This is a genomic window from Klebsiella sp. C360 (assembly GCF_048822415.1).
Lineage (GTDB): Bacteria > Pseudomonadota > Gammaproteobacteria > Enterobacterales > Enterobacteriaceae > Klebsiella > Klebsiella quasipneumoniae.
On record NZ_JBMEZZ010000001.1, the window covers coordinates 397,275 to 414,729 of the forward strand.

A 17,455-nucleotide genomic window follows, 5' to 3' on the forward strand; every position below is an offset into this window, starting at 1 on the left:
GCTCCCGTTTTTACTTAATCCACCAACGGGATTACATGTTCGCGATAATCGCGTCGCCAAACTCTGAACATTTCAGCAGCTTAGCGCCTTCCATCAGACGTTCGAAGTCATAGGTCACGGTCTTGGCGGCGATAGCGCCTTCCATGCCTTTGACGATCAGGTCTGCGGCTTCGAACCACTGCATATGGCGCAGCAGTAGTTAACTAACAACATCATTACTTATTGATTTAAAAAGAAAAATAGGTGTTTTTGATATGTGGTTAATGTTTTTAGCCTAAGCCCTAACCTATTGAAATTCATTAGTATATTTTCAGTTTTGATAACTGGCTTTGAGTTTTTCAGCTCATCTGGAGGGTGAATTATTAGCCAATAATACTCACTCCCTGTGAGTCGGGTTAAATATTTCGGATGTTCTAATTCATGCTTTGAAAGCATTATAAAAATACTATAAAAAAGCCTCGAAATTCGAGGCTTTCATTGAAAGCACCATCACTATAATATTATTTTAATAATTATCTACCATGTGATTATTGCTCTTTTCCAAACCATCTTCCCTTTTTTCTCTTCTTTTAAATAAAGAATCTTTTTCATAATAAAATAAAAAACAAGAGAAAACGCAATTATAGCAATATATGCACCGATACCGAAAGATACCAGAAACACAACTAAGATTCCAAAGAGCGCAACCAGTAAAGACGTGCCGATAGATACCAAATTAATTCTTGTGCGAGCGTCTCTTGATACATATCCTTTAATCTGAAATGCATGGCAACTTTGGCAGTGGTCCTCAGCAATTAAATATGCACCACAAAATGGACATTTTTTATCTTTTGTTATCATTTATTTTAAATCTCGACATAATAGTAATCGCTCATCCACAACCTTCCCTGGCAAGCGCAATCAACAACAGAATGTACTTTATTTTTTTGTTCTATTGTCTCAACTCCCTCAACAATTACGAAATTGCAGTATGATTTTACTTCATTTAATATCTTAAATAATTTACTCTCATACTGTATTTCCCAGAAATAATCTTTATCGATTTTTATACATTCAAAATTAAACATCTGAATAATTGTAATACTTGTTAAACCCCTCCCAAAATCATCCAGCCATACTGGACACAATTTCGAAAGACACTTTAAGTCAATCATACAGCATTTAGTATTAAATTCATGAAACTCTTCGTTAATCTCAAAGGCAATGTTTTTTTGCTTTTTTAAGTAATCGCTAATATATTTATCATTCAAGATATAATCGCTAATTAGGCTGTCAACATTCAACGAAACTGGCTTTAACTTCAATTTAGAAGCATCAATTTCTTCAATTGTCAATATCTGTTTATTAAACAAATCGATTTTTTCTTTGTCACTTAGTGTGCTGAAACAAAAAGCACTTTCATTAGCAAGATAACCATTAGCATTCTTTTTTTTAACATTTTTCGTGAGAATTTCCCAAGAATGTACAGAACCATCTTTTTTGTAAGATGGTTCTAAAACAAATCTACAGGATTCTATTTCCACACTGTTCTTTATCATTAAAAAAACACCGGAACTAAGAATAATCCTAATCGTGTCATAATTAAATATGAAAGAGAAATAGTTTAAAATGATCGATAACGATCTAATGATAGGCAAAAACTATCATACTTTGAGTATCGATCGATCATTCAAATCAAATGAAAAGGAAGGTTAAAAAAGAAACATGATTTCAATATTAAAGCTATTTGGATCAGATAGTTGCATTACGCGAATGACTTGGGTGGCAGATGTCCAATGTAAGTTGAAAGGCGCTTATGGTTTCGAAGAGATTTATCCTTGTTACAATTGTGGATAATAAACGTTCTTAAACATATATATGTATAAAATCATGAGAAAAGAAATCATATCTTCTTCAATTATTTGGCATGCAATATCCATTCTTTCCGTTACGTTTAACTTCATATAGCATTTCATCAGCCTCTTTGATCCACTCGATGATTGATTCTTTATTTTCTGCACAAGAAATACCGATACTGACAGTACAGTACATATCTTTGTGGGAAGGCAATGAAAGATCTTTAATATTTTTTTGAATTAAATGAACCATAGCTATAACAAGCTTGTTATTACTGTTGTTAACAATAATAGCCAACTCATCGCCACCAATCCTTGCTGGCACGTCCTTCACACCAGCGCACTCTCGTAATATTGTTGATATACGAGATAACACCGCATCGCCTACTTCATGACCATAGGTATCATTAATTTTTTTAAAATTATCAACATCAATGAGCATAAGATATGAATGAATTCTTTTTTTACGCGTCGCACGAAAAGCACTTTCCATTTTCTGCTCAAAAAAACGGCGATTTGGAAGATCTAGACCAGGATCCATCAGGGCCTGCTTTTCCAGTAACTCCCTTCTTTTCCTCAACTTTATAGATAAATGTCTTGAAACCACACTCAATACAATGGGATAGCAGGTTGCCAAGGGTAAAGAAAGCAATACCGTTCGGGTACTGAATTCAATCGTATATCTGAAATCATTTGCTAACCAAACTGTCAGGAAACTAATCATCATACACGTTAATGCTGGTTTTAAAATTTTCCATCCACCAGCAGCATAGCGATCAGCTATTTGAACTGAAATTATGAATAATGATGGAATTGGACTAACTTGCATTACGGCTATCCAGATACCAGCCCAGAATGAATCAAGTATCATATTCTTTTTTTCAGTACCCAGCATATCCTTCGACATCATGCTTGCCAGATAAGCAACCGATGGCCAGATGAGTGCATTAAGAATTAACAAGGCTATTGTTATTTTTTGATGTGACTGCTCCTGGAGGACAGAGTATATAGGGAGAAAGCAAAGAACGACACCTATCTGACGTAAAAAATATACTCGTTTAATAAACGATGAATTTCTATCAGAAATGTATTTTTCATCCGGGAAATTTGTTAACATAGAAAGCCTATTAAAAATCGCTAAGAACCGATATCACTACAACCCACTAAATAACAAGATAAAACCGCCCTACATTACAAATTTATAACATGGGTGTAAAAATTACAAGATTGCACCTCAATTAATTATAAACGTGTCAATAATAATATTTAGCATCCATTACCCTGAATCTATCTTTATGATTTCTATCTGATGGAAAGTAATACTTTAGTTTTAAATCCTTAAACATGAAAACCCAACAGGATTTAGCACTATTGCATTATTAATTTTGGTAGGTTATTAAAAAACGACACAACATCTGACCAGTAGAAGTTTACTTGAACTTACTTATCGTTTACTTCAAATTATTCTGTGATGTACACAGCAATTAATGTCGTTTCAGTTGCCCCCGGCAAGTGCCTCCGGGGGATTTTTTATGCTCCTCAACTTTCTAGGGCGTCAACTCGCCTAAGCAAATCCTGTACCACGGTCACCAAATCGGCGATGATTGCCGTGTAATCCACATTCATCACTCTGAATTTTTCGCCATCAATCTCCTGCTCGATGCCGAGGAAAGTATACAGATCGTCAGCTTTTTCAGCCTGCTGGGCGATAAATCCACGCCTCCGGCGCGTTTCACCCTTCATGTTGAACTCGCATACCCCCAGCGCGTTAATGCGCCTGGAGGCACCTTCCCGAGATTCCGTAAAATCCTCTTTAAGCCGCACGTCTGAGCCGGTGGTCAGGACGTCCCCTTTGCCAGTGGAAATGGTGCCGCCAGCACGGAAGATCCATGCATCAGTTCGGCCATAACCATCGAGATAGACAACCGCCCTGTGCTCCGAACCCACAGACTCCTCAACATAATAGTTTGCTACCGCACCACGGGCATCGCCAAAGCCGCCACGCCCTTGAATCATCGACTGGAACGGTGCGCCGGTGATCAGTTGTCCATTCGCTGGATTGCTCGGGGCAACGCTTCTCGCCATGAGTGCTCCCCAGGCGTATAGATGCTTTTTACACATAAAGGCCCCTTCGAGAGTCAGCTCACCTGCTACGTTCTCGATAAGCCGTGTTGTGTAATCGGCGGTACTATCGTTGAAATGAAAGTCGATGTATGGCGTACTCATCGATAGCTCAATGGCCTGCGCAAAATATTTCCCCGCGCTGATGTTGCCCGGAACAGCCAGATTGCCGGCGCTATCGACCCCCATAATCTCCGTCTGGGTATCTTCAGGGCTGATGGTCGCCTTATTTCCTTTCACCACGCTGAAGCGCGTTCCGCTGCCCACCATCAGCTTCCCGTAGGTGCCTGATTTTTTGACCAGTCCAATATCGTTGTTCCTGCCAAGAATAAAACCGGCATTATCGCTGGTTATAACCTGCGAGCCGTCGAGGTCGTTTCCTCCAGTGAGTTTTGCCAGTGCGTTAAGATCCGATGCCTTCGCCATCCCGGCTATCGCCGGTACGGTCACCTGCTTTCCGGTGATCGGGTCAGTCAGGGTGATATTGCCGCTGCCGGTCAGGGCCATCGACCAGCCCTCCACCACACTACGCCAGAATGCAAATGCGCTGGCCAGCTGGTTAGCAAACGACGAGGTGCTGGCGATTTCAGCGGTAATAATGCCGTAACAGGCACCGGAAAATGCGGTGGTGATATTCCGGGTCAGCGTCAGTTGCGTGTCGCTGTCCACAGATTTGATCGCATACAGGTCAGCACTACCGCTGCGGTAGACCACCAGAATCGACCCGGGCAGTATCCCCAGCGCCTCCTGTGACCATTTTGTTGTCGCACCTGTCACCCGTGCCTGCGACGCTGCACCCGTGACGGTGCCGACTTCATACATCGCCATAATAAAATTCCTCCTGGATGGTTTTCCCTGGAAAAAGAAAAGGCCCCTGGCGGGGCCTTTGTTAGCTAAATGAACTGCTGTCCGTTCGGAAGGCGGTTGCGGTGATGTTCTCGACTGTGCAGGTGTAATCAATCGCGGCATTTCGACCTGTAGCCTTGATAAAGAAGCCGACATTGTTGTAGTCAGCATCCAGGCGCGCGGCAAACCGCAATTCAAAGGCCGTGGTGCCAGCTGTGATATTACCGGCATCGACGAAGATACGGCGGGTTACCTCCTGCCCACCAATGTTGAACGTAATATCAGAGGTATACCCCAGGCCACTGCCCGTCCCATAGGTCTGGCACACCAGGGTGCAGGCCAGAACCACTGTCATGCTATACCCCCTGTTCTGATACGCACCGTTCCGCTGTACCGTCTGGTTGCGGCGGAAGGTCAGGCTGTCGTAACCTTTTGCCACCGCAATGTCACCGATGAACGCATCCGCCTGGACAGTGCCACGGAACACGCCGCTATTCGCTTCGACCCTGCCACGAACGATCACGTTATTGAACTGCGAAGAGCCATCCTTGGCGATACGCCAGCCTTGCGACCCGTCAACAAAGTTATTCGAGCGGATCTCGTTGCCGATCTTCGCGTTCGTGATGGAACCGTCCGCGATTTTAGTTGAGGTCAGGGAACTGTTTTTGATACGTGCCGTATCGATATACAGTTCATTGCCTTCGGCAATCATCACCGGCACTGCCGTCGCATTGTTACGGTTAAACAGCGAGAAGCGGTCGGCATAGAGGATCATGTCGCTTGTTTCACCATTGCTGCCCAGCGTAATCCCCGCGCCAACATTCTTCCCGTTAACCGTCTCAACCTTCATCGACCACAGCGAACTCACCGTACCATTCACATCCGCCACGGTTTTAGCGGTGTTTTGAACGGAGGCGCTGAGATCCCCGACACTGGATGTCAGGGTCGTCTGCTGCGTTGCCAGCGCCTCCAGTGCCGTTGCATGCGTCTGCTGGGTACTGGTGATACTGGCCACCGATTTAATCGTGTTGTCCAGCGTCGTCTGGTTTTTGATGTTGGCGGCCGCCTGCGCGTCAATCTGCGACTGAAGCGAGGTATTCAGGCTGGCCTGTGTGCTCTGGCTGTCGCTCAGCGTCTTCGCCATGTTATCGACGCGGGAGTTGGCGTTATCCACTTTCGTGGCCAGTGCCGTCTGCTGCTGCGCCTGGGCAGTGATTTTCCCTTCGGCATCCGTTACGCGCGCCGTCAGGCCGCTCACGGCACTCGCCGTCGCGTCTGAGGCATCCTGTGCCGCTTTCGCATCGGTAACATCCGTGATGACCAGATCGTCGATATACAGTGAATAGCCAGGGGTACCGTTGCCGGTGGCGCCGCGGGTGGAGATCCAGACCACCGCGCGTGTTCTGCCTGCCCCGTTGTTACTGGCGATCCCCGTGAATTTCACCCACTTATCGCGCGCGCCCAGAGAGGCTTCGCTGACAGTGACCGCCGCCTGCCAGGCATTTTGCCCGGCAGCATTCTGTGACTGGATACCGACCAGCGTTGTCCACCCGGAGGATGGCGCCTGATCCGCCGGCATCATAGCCCAGAACTCAAACCGGAACTTCGCATCCTCACGGACTGACTGCCAGCTCCCAAGCTGTTTATCGCTGTTGCCGTTATTGTTCGCTCCTCGACTCACCTGCAGGCTCTTATTGCCGGTGAATTTCTGAGACGCCACCACAACGGCTGTGCCGTTCCCGCCCAGCACCTGGCCATCGCTGTAGCTTTCAAACGTACCGTCAACCCACGGATTAGCTCCCTGAGTGCGGATGGTATTGATGGTGCTGGTCAGCGACGTGATGCTCTGCGACTGGCTGGTGATGGTGTTTTCCACCTGGCTTACGCGACCGGTCAGTGAACTCACCGCGGACGTGTCAGCCTTTTTACCCAGCTCAGTATTCATCGTGGTCAGGCTGTTCTGCAGACTGGTGAGCTGCTGCGACTGCGAATCCAGTTTACCCTCGGCAGACGTCATCCGGGTGGTCAACCCGGTGACAGCGCTTTGCTCGGCCTTCTTACTGACCGCCGCATTCGTGACGGCCAGATCGCCGCTGAGTTTCGTCAGCTGCTGCGCCTGGGTGGTGATAGCCCCTTCAGCAGCGGTGACGCGGGTATTCATCTGAGAAATGGCCCCGGCATTAGCTGCGATATCCTTTTCATCCGTAACATCGAGGACATGGAAATCATCGAAATACATTGCCCCCGCGCTGAGGAAGGTCGTCAGCTGGAAACTGGCCGTCGTGGTCTTCGTGGCTTTCCAGTCAAACGTTACCAGTTGCCAGCCAGAACTAAACGGTCCGTAGTTTGAGCCGACCAGCAGGCCAGTGCTGTCGGCCACACGAAACTTCGTGTTACCCGCATCTTTAATCGTGGTTCCCGGGTCCTGCTTCGCCCATACCCCCATGCGGTAGGTACGACCCTGCGTGATACTGATTTCCTGCCCGACCAGGTTCGACTGGCCGGCGGACATTTTCAGCGCCTTGTTACCCGAATGCGGAACCTGTAAATCGGCCACCGTCGCGGTACTGCTCCAGCCGGTAAAGCCCGCCGCGCCGCGCTCAAAACTGCCGTTGACAATGAGGTTGCCCGGCATTTTCCCGCTGGCGTCAATATCCGCTGCCGTCTGGCTCAGGCTGTTACTCAGTTGCGTTAGAGAATCCCCTTGTGCACTGAGTGTTTTGCCCTGCTCAGTGACCTGGTTCTGCAGGGTGTTCATCGCGCTTGCGTCCGCTTTTTTGTTCACATTCGCATTCGTAGTGGCCAGATCGCTGCTGAGTTTTGTCAGCGCGCTGTTGGCTGCCGCGATGTCATTCCCCTGCTGCGTCACCGTGCCCTGCAGCTGCGTCACCGCTGTCGTGTCAGCCTTTTTACTCACCGTATCGTTTGTCGACCGGAGGCTGTTCTCCAGCGAGGTGGTCCGCGTGCCGATGCTGCTGAGCGTATCGCCCTGCTGGCTAACCGTGGTGGTCAGTGAATCCACCGCTTTTGCGGTCGCATCTGCGGTTTTCTGCGCACTGTTCGCCGCCGTCACGTTACGCATATGCCAGTCGGCAGCGTACCAGACAGTGCCGAACGGGCTGCTCTGATTAACCTGCAGGAACGGTCGCAGGAAGTTCGTGTCTGCCGGCACAGTAAAGCGCCAGGTGGCTCGTTTCCACGCGGTGGTGGTCTTGGTGTTTCCCCCGGACGCTCTCGCCCCAATACCACCAGTAGCAGTGGTGGCCCGACCGATGTAGAAATTAAAGTCAGCGCTGCCGGTACCACACGCTACCAGAGCAGACATTTCGTAAACGTCGCCCGGAGTCACAGCGATGTTGTTGATTTTTGGCACATGGTCTCGCCCGGCCAGCCGGACGGCATACCTGAACGGGCAGTCAGCCGGCACACCTGCAGCAGTGGTCTCCACCACGTCATAACCCATGCGGTCATACGCCGGATCAAATGACGGGTTTGGGATGTAATCATCCCCGGCAGCATTCCCGGCGTTCACCGCCGCCGTCAGACTGACGATGTTGCTGTTGGCTGCCGTGAGGCCTGCCTCGGTTTTCTCCACCCGGCCAGTCAGCGCGTTAAGCGCCGTCTGATCCGCTTTGGTGTTGACCTTATCGGTGGTGCTGCTCAAATCGCCCTGCAGCTTCGTGATAGCCTGCCCCTGGGAGGTGATTTTGCCTTCCGCACTGGTGACCCGGCTGGTGAGATCACTCACCGACTGCGCGCTGGCCTTTTGTGCCACGTTGTTGTTGGTGGTGTTCAGGCTGTTCTGCAGATTCGTGATGCTCTGAGACTGCGCGGTCAGTTGCCCCTCGGCATTCGTCACCCGACTGGTGAGGCTGTTAATGGCCGATGTGTTCGCGGTAATACCGCTGGCCGCATCATCCGGACTCGGTGACCAGTCAGTCATCACGGTCCCGGTTTCCAGCTGAGGGCGACAGAGCCAGACTTCTTTGTCGGCAGACGTCGCGCTTTCCAGACGCGCGGCAATCAGCCGTTTGGTGCCACTGGTGGCAGGAATAACCCATTTCACCCAGTAACGCGCCCATGCGGTGGTCAGTTTCGTGACCGCCTTGCCGTCACCGGCCCCGCCTTTAACGCCCTGGCTGGTTTCCGTGGTGGTGGTGTTCGACGGGTTATAGAAATAACTCGCCATCTCCTGCCCGTCATAAGCCCCTTTCGCATAGAAGCTGAATACAAATTCCGTACGCCCGGTAACGTCCAGCGTCTGTTCATCCAGTTGGGTATAACCGGATGCACCTTTCGCCAGCCGGGTGTAGGCCACGCGGTCGCCCAGATAGGTCTCTGTGGCGTGGCGGCTGCTCCATCCCTCCAGTGTGTCCGCATTGCGGATAAGGTTGGTCCCGCCCACGGCCAGGGAGGAAAAGTTGTTTTCCAGGTTCGTCAGCGCGCTGCTTTGCGTGGTCAGATCCCTGCCATGCTGTTCAACGGTGTTCTGCAGGCTCTGCAGCGCCGTTGCATCAGCCTTCTTCGCCACATTGCTGTTAGTCGTGTTCAGGCTGTTCTGCAGGCTGGTCAGGCTGTCTCCCTGCGATTTCAGACCGCCTTCGGTAGCCGTCACGCGGGTCGTCAGATTCGTCAGTGCGCTGGCATCGGCCTTGCCGCTGATATCCTTACCAAGTTGCGTTACATCCGACTGCAGTTTCGTGATCGCGCTGCCCTGAGACGTAATATTCTTCCCGTTCTGCGTGACTGATGCGGACAGACTGGAAAGCGCCTGCGCATTCGCATCGGCGGCATCGAGCGCCGCCTTTGCATCGGTCACGTCAGTGATGATCAGATCATCAATCAGGAAGGCGTCACCCAGGCGAACTTTTGGTGTATTCGGGATGGAGATCCTCACCATTGCCTGTTTCAGCGCGGTTCGGTTGTTGGTCAGATAGCCACTGACTTTTGTCCAGTTGTCCACCGACAACTCGGAGACTTTCACGTTCAGGCCAGGCCACGACCAGCCATTGGCAGAATCCTGGAAGGAAAATCCGAGCACCATATAAACGGTCGGATCGGCGGTCGAGCCAGCCGGCAACTTAACCCACGCCTCCACGTAATAGACCGCGTTATCGCGAACCTGCATGCCTGAAAAGATATGGGTATCGTTATTATCCGTCGCGTTCGGGTTGTACTCCGTACTGCGCGTAACACGCAGGCTTTTGGTCCCGCTGTGAGCAGCTTCACTGGTGATAACGGCGCGGGCATTACTGAGAACATCGCCGACGGCATAGGATTCAAAACTGCCGTCCGGCAGTACGTTGGCTCCCCGTGTCGCCTGCTGCTTCAGCGATGTATTCAGGCTGGTCAGGCTGTCGGCCTGGCTACGGATATCCTTTTCAGTCTGGGTAACCCGGTTGGTCAGTGAACTGACCGCCGACGCATCAGCCTTCTTCGCCACATCGCCTTTGACCCCTTCCAGCGCGTTATTCAGCGCCGTGATGGATTGCCCCTGTGATGTCAGGGTGTTCCCCTGGTTCGTCACCGTCCCGGTCAGAGACGAAACAGCATCGCTGGTCGCCTTGATGTTGGTTTCATCGGTGATATCAAACACCCGGACGGAATCGAGCCAGATTTCACCGTTTGTCGGATGAGAATAAAGTTTGAAGTTCTGCCCGTCCGCGCCGGCAGCCGTCAATCCGGTTTCCCAGGTGATGGTTTGCCAGTCAGTGGTCAGCGTGACCGTTTTATCCTCATACGTACTGTCCGTCTGGCCGATTTTGTTCTGGCGACGGATCAGCAGACTCATCGCGCCGGAAACACCTTTGGCCTTCACCACCACCCGATACTTGCGCTGGCCATTCAGCGGCACCGGCTTGTTGTTGTTGGAGAAAATGCCTGGGCTGGTAGTGGTCGTCCGGTTCAGCCGGACCCCCGCTTTCCCGTCCCCGAAATCGCCAAAGGTCACACCGGCGGGATACTGAATATCCCAGGCCGTGCTGCCCTGCAGAAAATCAAAGTTCGGGATCAGGTTGTCGCCGGCGTTGCGGGTGGCCGTCAGCACATTCGCCAGATTTGTCAGTTGCTGGCTCTGTGTGGTCAGTTTCCCTTCTGCCTCTGTCACCCGGTTATCGACCGAAGTCAGTGCCGTTGCATCGGCCTTCTTCGACACATTGCTGTTGGTCGTGTTCAGGCTGTTCTGCAGGTTCGTCAGCTGCTGGCTTTGTGAGGTGATGGCCCCTTCCGCTGTGCTGACCCGGCTCGTCAGTCCGGTAACGGCGCCGGCGGTGGCATCGATGTCCACCCGGTCGGTAACGTCAGTGACGTAAAAATCATCGAAGTAGCGGCTGCCGCTAATCAGATAGTTACTCAGCGTCACCGGCAGGCTGGCTGTCTCCGTCGCTTTCCAGCGACCGGAAATCAGGGTCCAGTTTGTCCCCACCGTACCGCTGTTGTATGGACGCTCAAAAACCGGCTGGCCGGCAGAGTTGCCGATCCGCAGCTTGTTGTTCCCCGCGCCATTATCCGTCGTCGCTCCGGGTTCCTTGACCCACACCCCGATTTCATAGGTTCGCCCCTGAACAAACGGGATGTATTGCCCCGGAGTCACATTCCCCGGATCAACCTTCAGCGCCCGCGTCCCGCTGTGAGGAACGGAAACCTCCACCACACTGGTCGCGGTTGACCGCCCGGTGTAGCCATCCAGCCCACGTTCAAACGAGGGATTCACGACCAGGTTACCCGGTATCTGACCGCTGGCATCGATATCTGCCGCAACCTGCGAGAGACTGTTCGACAGATTCGTCAGCGAATTGCTCTGGCTCTCCAGCGTTTTACCCTGCTGCGTCACTTTCGTGTCGAGCGTGGCCAGCGCAGTCGCATCGGCTTTCTGCGCCAGCGCTTTATCGGTATTCGCCAGATTTCCGGTCAGTTTCGTGATGGCGCTGTTCGCAGCAGTCAGATCGTTGCCCAGCTGTGTGACGGTATTGGTCAAATCCTGCACCGCTGTCGCATCAGCCTTTTTGGCCACTGCGGCATTGGTGGTTGCCAGCCCGTTTTCCAGCTGGGTTGTCCGGTTGCCGGTCGAGGTCAGCAGATTACCCTGTTGCGTCACGGTGGTGGTCAGAGAGTCAACCGCCGCCGCTGTGGCATCCGCAGTATCCTGAACCTTTTGCGCCGCTGTCACATTTCGCATATGCCAGTCCGTAACGAACCATACGGTGCCATACGGGCTGTTCTGCGAGATCTGCAGGAACGGGCGGATATAACCCCTGTCCACCATCGCCTGCGTGACCTTGAAGCGCCAGGTGGTTCTCTGCCAGGTCGCGGAGGGGGATTTCCCGCCCCCCGCCATGAGTGGCGCACCGGTGCTCGTATCTGGCCGAACGGCGGTGCCAACATACAGATTAAAATTCGCCGTGCCGGCGCCGCAGGCAACCAGTGCGCTGATCTCAATCACATCGTTAAGCGTGGCCGGGAACGCGGCAAAGTTAGGATGGTGATCCCGGCTGGCAATTCGGGCCGCATAACCATACGGGCAGCCCGGCGGGACCTCCTCAGCCGTCGTGGCTACCACGCTGAACCCCATCTGGTCATACGCCGGGTCAAACGTCGGGTTGGGAATTAAATCCCCGCCTGATGCGTTTCCGGCCCGTACAGCGGATTTCAGCGAGGTAATGTTGGCGTTAGCAGCCGTCAGCCCGGATTCCGTCTTCTCCACTCGTCCGGTTAGCGAGTTCATCGCCGTCTGATCCGCTTTGCTGGCCACGTTCGCGTCTGTCTGCGTCAGCGCATTCCGGAGCTGGGTGATGTTCTGCGAATTGCTGACCACATCGTTGCCAATCTGGCTGACATTCGAGCTGAGCACGCCGGCTGCGTTTGCCAGCGCGGAAACCCCGAGACCGGAGTACATCTCAGCAACCTGGTCTGACAGCTTCAGGCCCAGGTTGATATACGCCTGGCCGGTCCACTGAGTCACCAGAAACTCAACGGTGTTCCAGCCGGCTTTCAGTTCAAAACTGACAGTATTCCAGCTGGCATTACCCCAGGCGACCTGAACCCCATTCACAAATATGGCGCCGGTATCATCAAAAACCCTGGCGCCGGGCGCCAGTGTGATGGTGGTATCTGCGGCCACTTTCACCTGGCAGGAATACAGCGCGATCAGATAGCTGCCGGCGGACGTAAAGTCCAGTTTGGCCGCGTCGGCCACCTCATCCACTACCGTTGGTGCCACAGCGCGAACATCGCTGAATGACGGGACTGTCCCGGCGTTAGCCAGTTGCACCGGATAGATCCGACGGGACCAGCGATTCGGCTGGCCATTGACCAGTTGATTCGACAGGCTGGTGATGCTGTCAGTATTGCTGCGAATATCCTGCCCGTTTTGCTCTACCTGCTGCGTTAAGGCAGTGACCGCAGCCGCTTCGGCTTTCTTCGCCAGCGCGGCATTTGTCGTGCCCAAATCGCTCGTCAGTTTCGTGATGGACTGACCCTGGCTGGTTATCCTGTCGCCCTGCTGGGTAACAACAGACTGCAGCCCGCTCAGTGCCTCATTCGTACCAGCCAGGCCCGTTTCCGTCTGGCCAACCCGGTTAGTGAGCGATGTTAACGCGGCGCCCTGCGATGTCAGCGTGGTGCCCTGTTGCTCAACTTTCTGCGTCAGGGACGTCAGCGCGGCCGCATCGGCTTTTTTCCCGAGGCTGGTTTCCAGGCCACCGATACGGCTCGCCTGCGCGCTCTGCTCTGTCGTCAGAGAACTCAGTTCACCAGAAACAGCAGCTTTGTTGTCGTTAAACTGCGTCTGCAGGGACTCTCTGGCCTTAACTTCCGCCGAGATGGCGGTAACGCGCGCGGTTTTTTCCTGGTACAGCAGCCCGGAGGTGACTTTCTCCAGATCGCTCCCATCATAGGAGCCACGCATCTGCGCCGCCAGCGTGCTGCGTGCCTGCGCTTCGGCGGTCAGCGCGTTACTCAGCGTACTCCGCACATCCTGCAGAGCCGCCGTACTGGCGCCGGGTGCTGGCCGGCCAACGGCGATCCAGTCGAATTCGATAAAGTTGCTGGCATCCTGCTGGTTCGTCAGGTCCAGGCGAATACGATCAATGTTCCCTGTCCACGGAATATCACGCACCGTCAGGGTTGCCACCCCATCGGCATATTCCGGCTCAGCAACAATGTATCGCTTCGTGTTATTGAAGTTTTCGCCGGCAGACACCCAGCGGATCTCACCCGCCCAGACTGGTTTGCCGGTTTTACGAAAGCGCAGCATGATGAAACGGTACGCCGCACCATCGACAGCCAGCCCGCCAGGAGAGGTAATGTACGGATCGGTGGCGCTGTCCGCCGGGCGTAACCAGCCATCCTGTGACACACCCGGTACGCCGGCGCTGCCGGTCCAGCCCTCGGTCGTCTGATTGTTGAAATGCCAGATAACCTGCGAATCGAACTGGATATTAGCGCCGGCAGCGAGGCTGGACATTTCCCGCGCCAGATTTTCATCGGCGGTCTTCATCACCTGAGTCAGGCTCTCGATACTCGCCTCAATCCCCTGCGTTGCCGCCAGCAGTTCATCAGCGGCCTGTGACGCCTTCGCGTTAACATCGGCGATACGATCCGCGGTCTCCTGCTTCACCGCATTGGTCAGCGTGGTGTTGACCTGAGACAGCGACTGCTTCAGGCCATTTTCGGCAGTCTTTATCTGCGCATTCAATGCGGCATCGCCGTCGGTCAGCGTTTTGTTGACCCTGGCAATCTCCAGGTCGATGGTGGCGTTGATTTCCGCAGCCGTATCAGTGACTGACTGTCTGACCTGGGTGATGCTGTCGGTCAACGACTTGTTCACAGTTGCGATCTGCTTGTTCGCATCTGCGACGGCGGATTTTGCCTCCTGAACACCTTTGTTTGCCTGAGCCAGACCAGAATCGAGAGCCTCATTGACCGAGGTGATCTCATCCGTGATGGTTTTATTCACGGCGGAGATCTTCCCGTCAACATCAGCCGTGATGCTTTTCGCCGATGCATCAATATCCTGGCTGACCTGCTTCGCCTGGTCTTCGGCTTCCTTACGCAGAGCCTCAGCGGTCTGCTCCAGTTCCTGCTGCGTATTGCGGATACCTTCCTGTGTTTCGCTAATGGTGCGCTGTGTTTCCTCCCAGGCAGCCGTATCCTTGATCGCGTCGGTCAGGTTTTCGTAGTAGTCATCAAAGTTATCGCTGGCCATCCCCTGGACCCAGCCGGTCCACGGGCTTTCATTGCCAAGACGATCCACAAGGCGCGCCCGATACCAGAATTCTGCGCCCATACTGAGGCCCATCTGCTGATAGCTTTTCCCCGGATAGGCCACGTCTGATAACGGCATCGGCGCACTGCCGTCCTGATTTTTGCTGTACTGCAGTTCCGTGCGCAGCGTATCCCCGGAGCCGGTCGGGAACTCCCAGCTAACCTGGACCCCATGAACCAGCGAACGGGTTGCCAGCGCCAGCGGTGCCAGCGGCTCGCCGACCTTGCCGGTCAGGATTTTCTCTTCGGAATACGCCCAGCCGCTCGAGATCTCCGCCGCATTGATCGCACGGACGCGAACCAGGTAACGACCGGCATAAATGCCGCTGACCTCAAACGAGGTGGTCGAGCTGCGCGGCACATTAATCCAGTTCCCGTCGTTACGGCGCCACTGCGCCTCGTAGGCAATAGCGCCGCTGACCGCTGACCAGTTAACCTGCATCGTTTCGACGCTGATCCCCTGATTCACGACCGAGCGGGATGTGATGACAATATCGTCAGGAGGTGACTGGTTGCCCGCCGGCAATACGCTAACCGGGCGCTGATCGATAATCGCGCCGGTATCGATGCGGGCGAATTTATCCGGGTCATGTGACACGCCGGTGATCGTGAGGGTGGCATCGCCGTTCTCTTTTACCCCTGTGACCCGGTACTGCTGCAGAAAGAGGTCATTAGATTCTACGGCCCAGACGCATTCCCGTTCTGGCGTCTCACTGTACGCCGTTGTGACCGTAATCTGCCGGCGTCCGTTAACGGCCTGGATGGTCCGGCTCTGTGAGATCCCGGATGGCAGGTTTAGCTGGAGGCGGTCGCCAGGTTTGGCATCCACATCACGATCCAGCGTAATCACCCGGCCATTCACCGCGCTGATCCGCCCGCCGTTGACCCGTCCGGCCAGCAACTCATCCGCCAGGGCAATGATATAACCGGGTTGAGGAATGCGACCGTCCAGCCCCACATCAAACTCAACGACCCGGTCTTTGTTGTTGGTCAGTATGCCCCACAGCCCCTTACGGTGGGCTTCGCTCTGGCGCGTACAGCCAATCGCGGTCATTTCGAGCTGGTTAAAACTGTAGCGGGAAACCAGTTCCGGGATAAACGCCGGCTCCATTGCATCAGCATAAGCATTATCCGGATCAGACCAGGAAACTAGGGCGTTGGTGTACCGAACCTGGCTGCTGCTGCTCGAATAACGGGGTTTGCCGACAATATTGGCGCGCGTATAGGTAAAATCGACATCACGCGGCATATCAGCCTGCACAACAATCTGCTCACCGTTCCAGCAGGTCATGCCCCGGAAAATGGCGGCAAAGTCTCGCAGCACGGTGTAAGCATCGTTGCGTTCCTGGACGTAGACGTTACAGGTATAGCGCGGCTCCATGCCGTCACCACCGCGCCCGTCAGGAACCAGCTGATCGCAGTACTGTGCAATCTGGTACAGCGTCCATTTCGAAATATTGGCGCTGCTCAGACGATTACCGAGACCAAAACGGTCAGCTGTAACAATGTCGTAATAGATCCAGGCCGGGTTATCCGTCCAGGCCCATTTAAACCCGCCGGTCCAGACGCCGGTATATTCGCGGGTTTCCGGATTGTAGTTATCCGGCACACGAATCACGCGCCCACGCGGCTCACAGGAAATTTGCGGAATGGAGCCATTAAACTGGCTGGAGTCGAACTCGATATAAAGCAGCGCGGTGTTGGGATAACGCAGCTTCGCGTCGATCACTTCGGTATAGCTCTGCAGCGTCATCACGTCGCCAACTTTGACACTGTTTGCATCCGGAGAGATTTTACGCAGGCGTAGCGTCCAGGTACTGCCGGCATGGGGCAGATCAATACGATGGCTCCGCTCATAACCGGAGGTGGTTTTACCCGTGACAGCGGTTTCCAGCACCGTCTGCCAGGCGCCGCCGTCGGTCTGCAGGTCAATCGCATACTTGACGGTATTGCCCACCACGTCGCCGTCATCTTCCTGTTTCATCAGGGACGGCCATTTCAGGCGGACACGAACGGCAGAAAGCTGGGTATTAGTAAAGGTATGGGTCCAGGCTGTCTTGCTGGAAACTTCCGTTCCTACACTGATTTCATTTTCAGTACCGGGAATACCCTGAATATAAGTCTGAGCCTGCGTGCCGGGGCGAAATTCCCAGGACACGCCACTGAAGTTTTGCGAACCATCAGCATTTTCAAGCGGGGTGCCATCAAGATAAATATCTTTCCCGGTTAAACCACCTGCAAATTCACCCTCACCTAATGCGAGCAGAATTTTGGCTTTTGCAACGGACTGTAAATCATCCGGCTGTTCCGTCGGTGTACGCTGCTTTGAGCCGCCACCCTTGCGCCCTTTAATTATGTTATTTGCCATATTACGCCCATAAAAAAAGCCA

5 protein-coding genes and 1 pseudogene are annotated in these 17,455 nt (G+C 53.1%); all 6 read right to left on the bottom strand.

The features are described from left to right. Positions 1-31: 31 nt before the first annotated feature. Positions 32-199 (bottom strand): annotated as a pseudogene (locus ACOI7D_RS01985) (isocitrate/isopropylmalate family dehydrogenase); the annotation flags it as partial. Positions 200-516: 317 nt separating this feature from the next. Then, positions 517-840: a hypothetical protein gene (locus ACOI7D_RS01990; protein ID WP_123806412.1), complete on the bottom strand. Its 324-nt coding sequence runs from the start codon at positions 838-840 to the stop codon at positions 517-519. A 5-nt stretch (positions 841-845) separates the two neighbouring features. Beyond that, positions 846-1,538, bottom strand: a complete 693-nt coding sequence (locus tag ACOI7D_RS01995; RefSeq protein WP_021462616.1) for an EAL domain-containing protein — start codon at positions 1,536-1,538, stop codon at positions 846-848. Positions 1,539-1,893: 355 nt separating this feature from the next. Further along, on the bottom strand, positions 1,894-2,952 hold the full coding sequence (locus ACOI7D_RS02000) for a diguanylate cyclase (protein ID WP_023322373.1): 1,059 nt from the start codon (positions 2,950-2,952) through the stop codon (positions 1,894-1,896). Positions 2,953-3,374: 422 nt separating this feature from the next. Further along, positions 3,375-4,784: a tail fiber domain-containing protein gene (locus tag ACOI7D_RS02005; protein WP_101856791.1), complete on the bottom strand. Its 1,410-nt coding sequence runs from the start codon at positions 4,782-4,784 to the stop codon at positions 3,375-3,377. 61 nt (positions 4,785-4,845) lie between these two features. Next, complete coding sequence (gpJ, locus tag ACOI7D_RS02010) at positions 4,846-17,433, bottom strand: TipJ family phage tail tip protein (RefSeq protein WP_101856792.1); 12,588 nt, start codon at positions 17,431-17,433, stop codon at positions 4,846-4,848. Positions 17,434-17,455 lie beyond the last annotated feature (22 nt).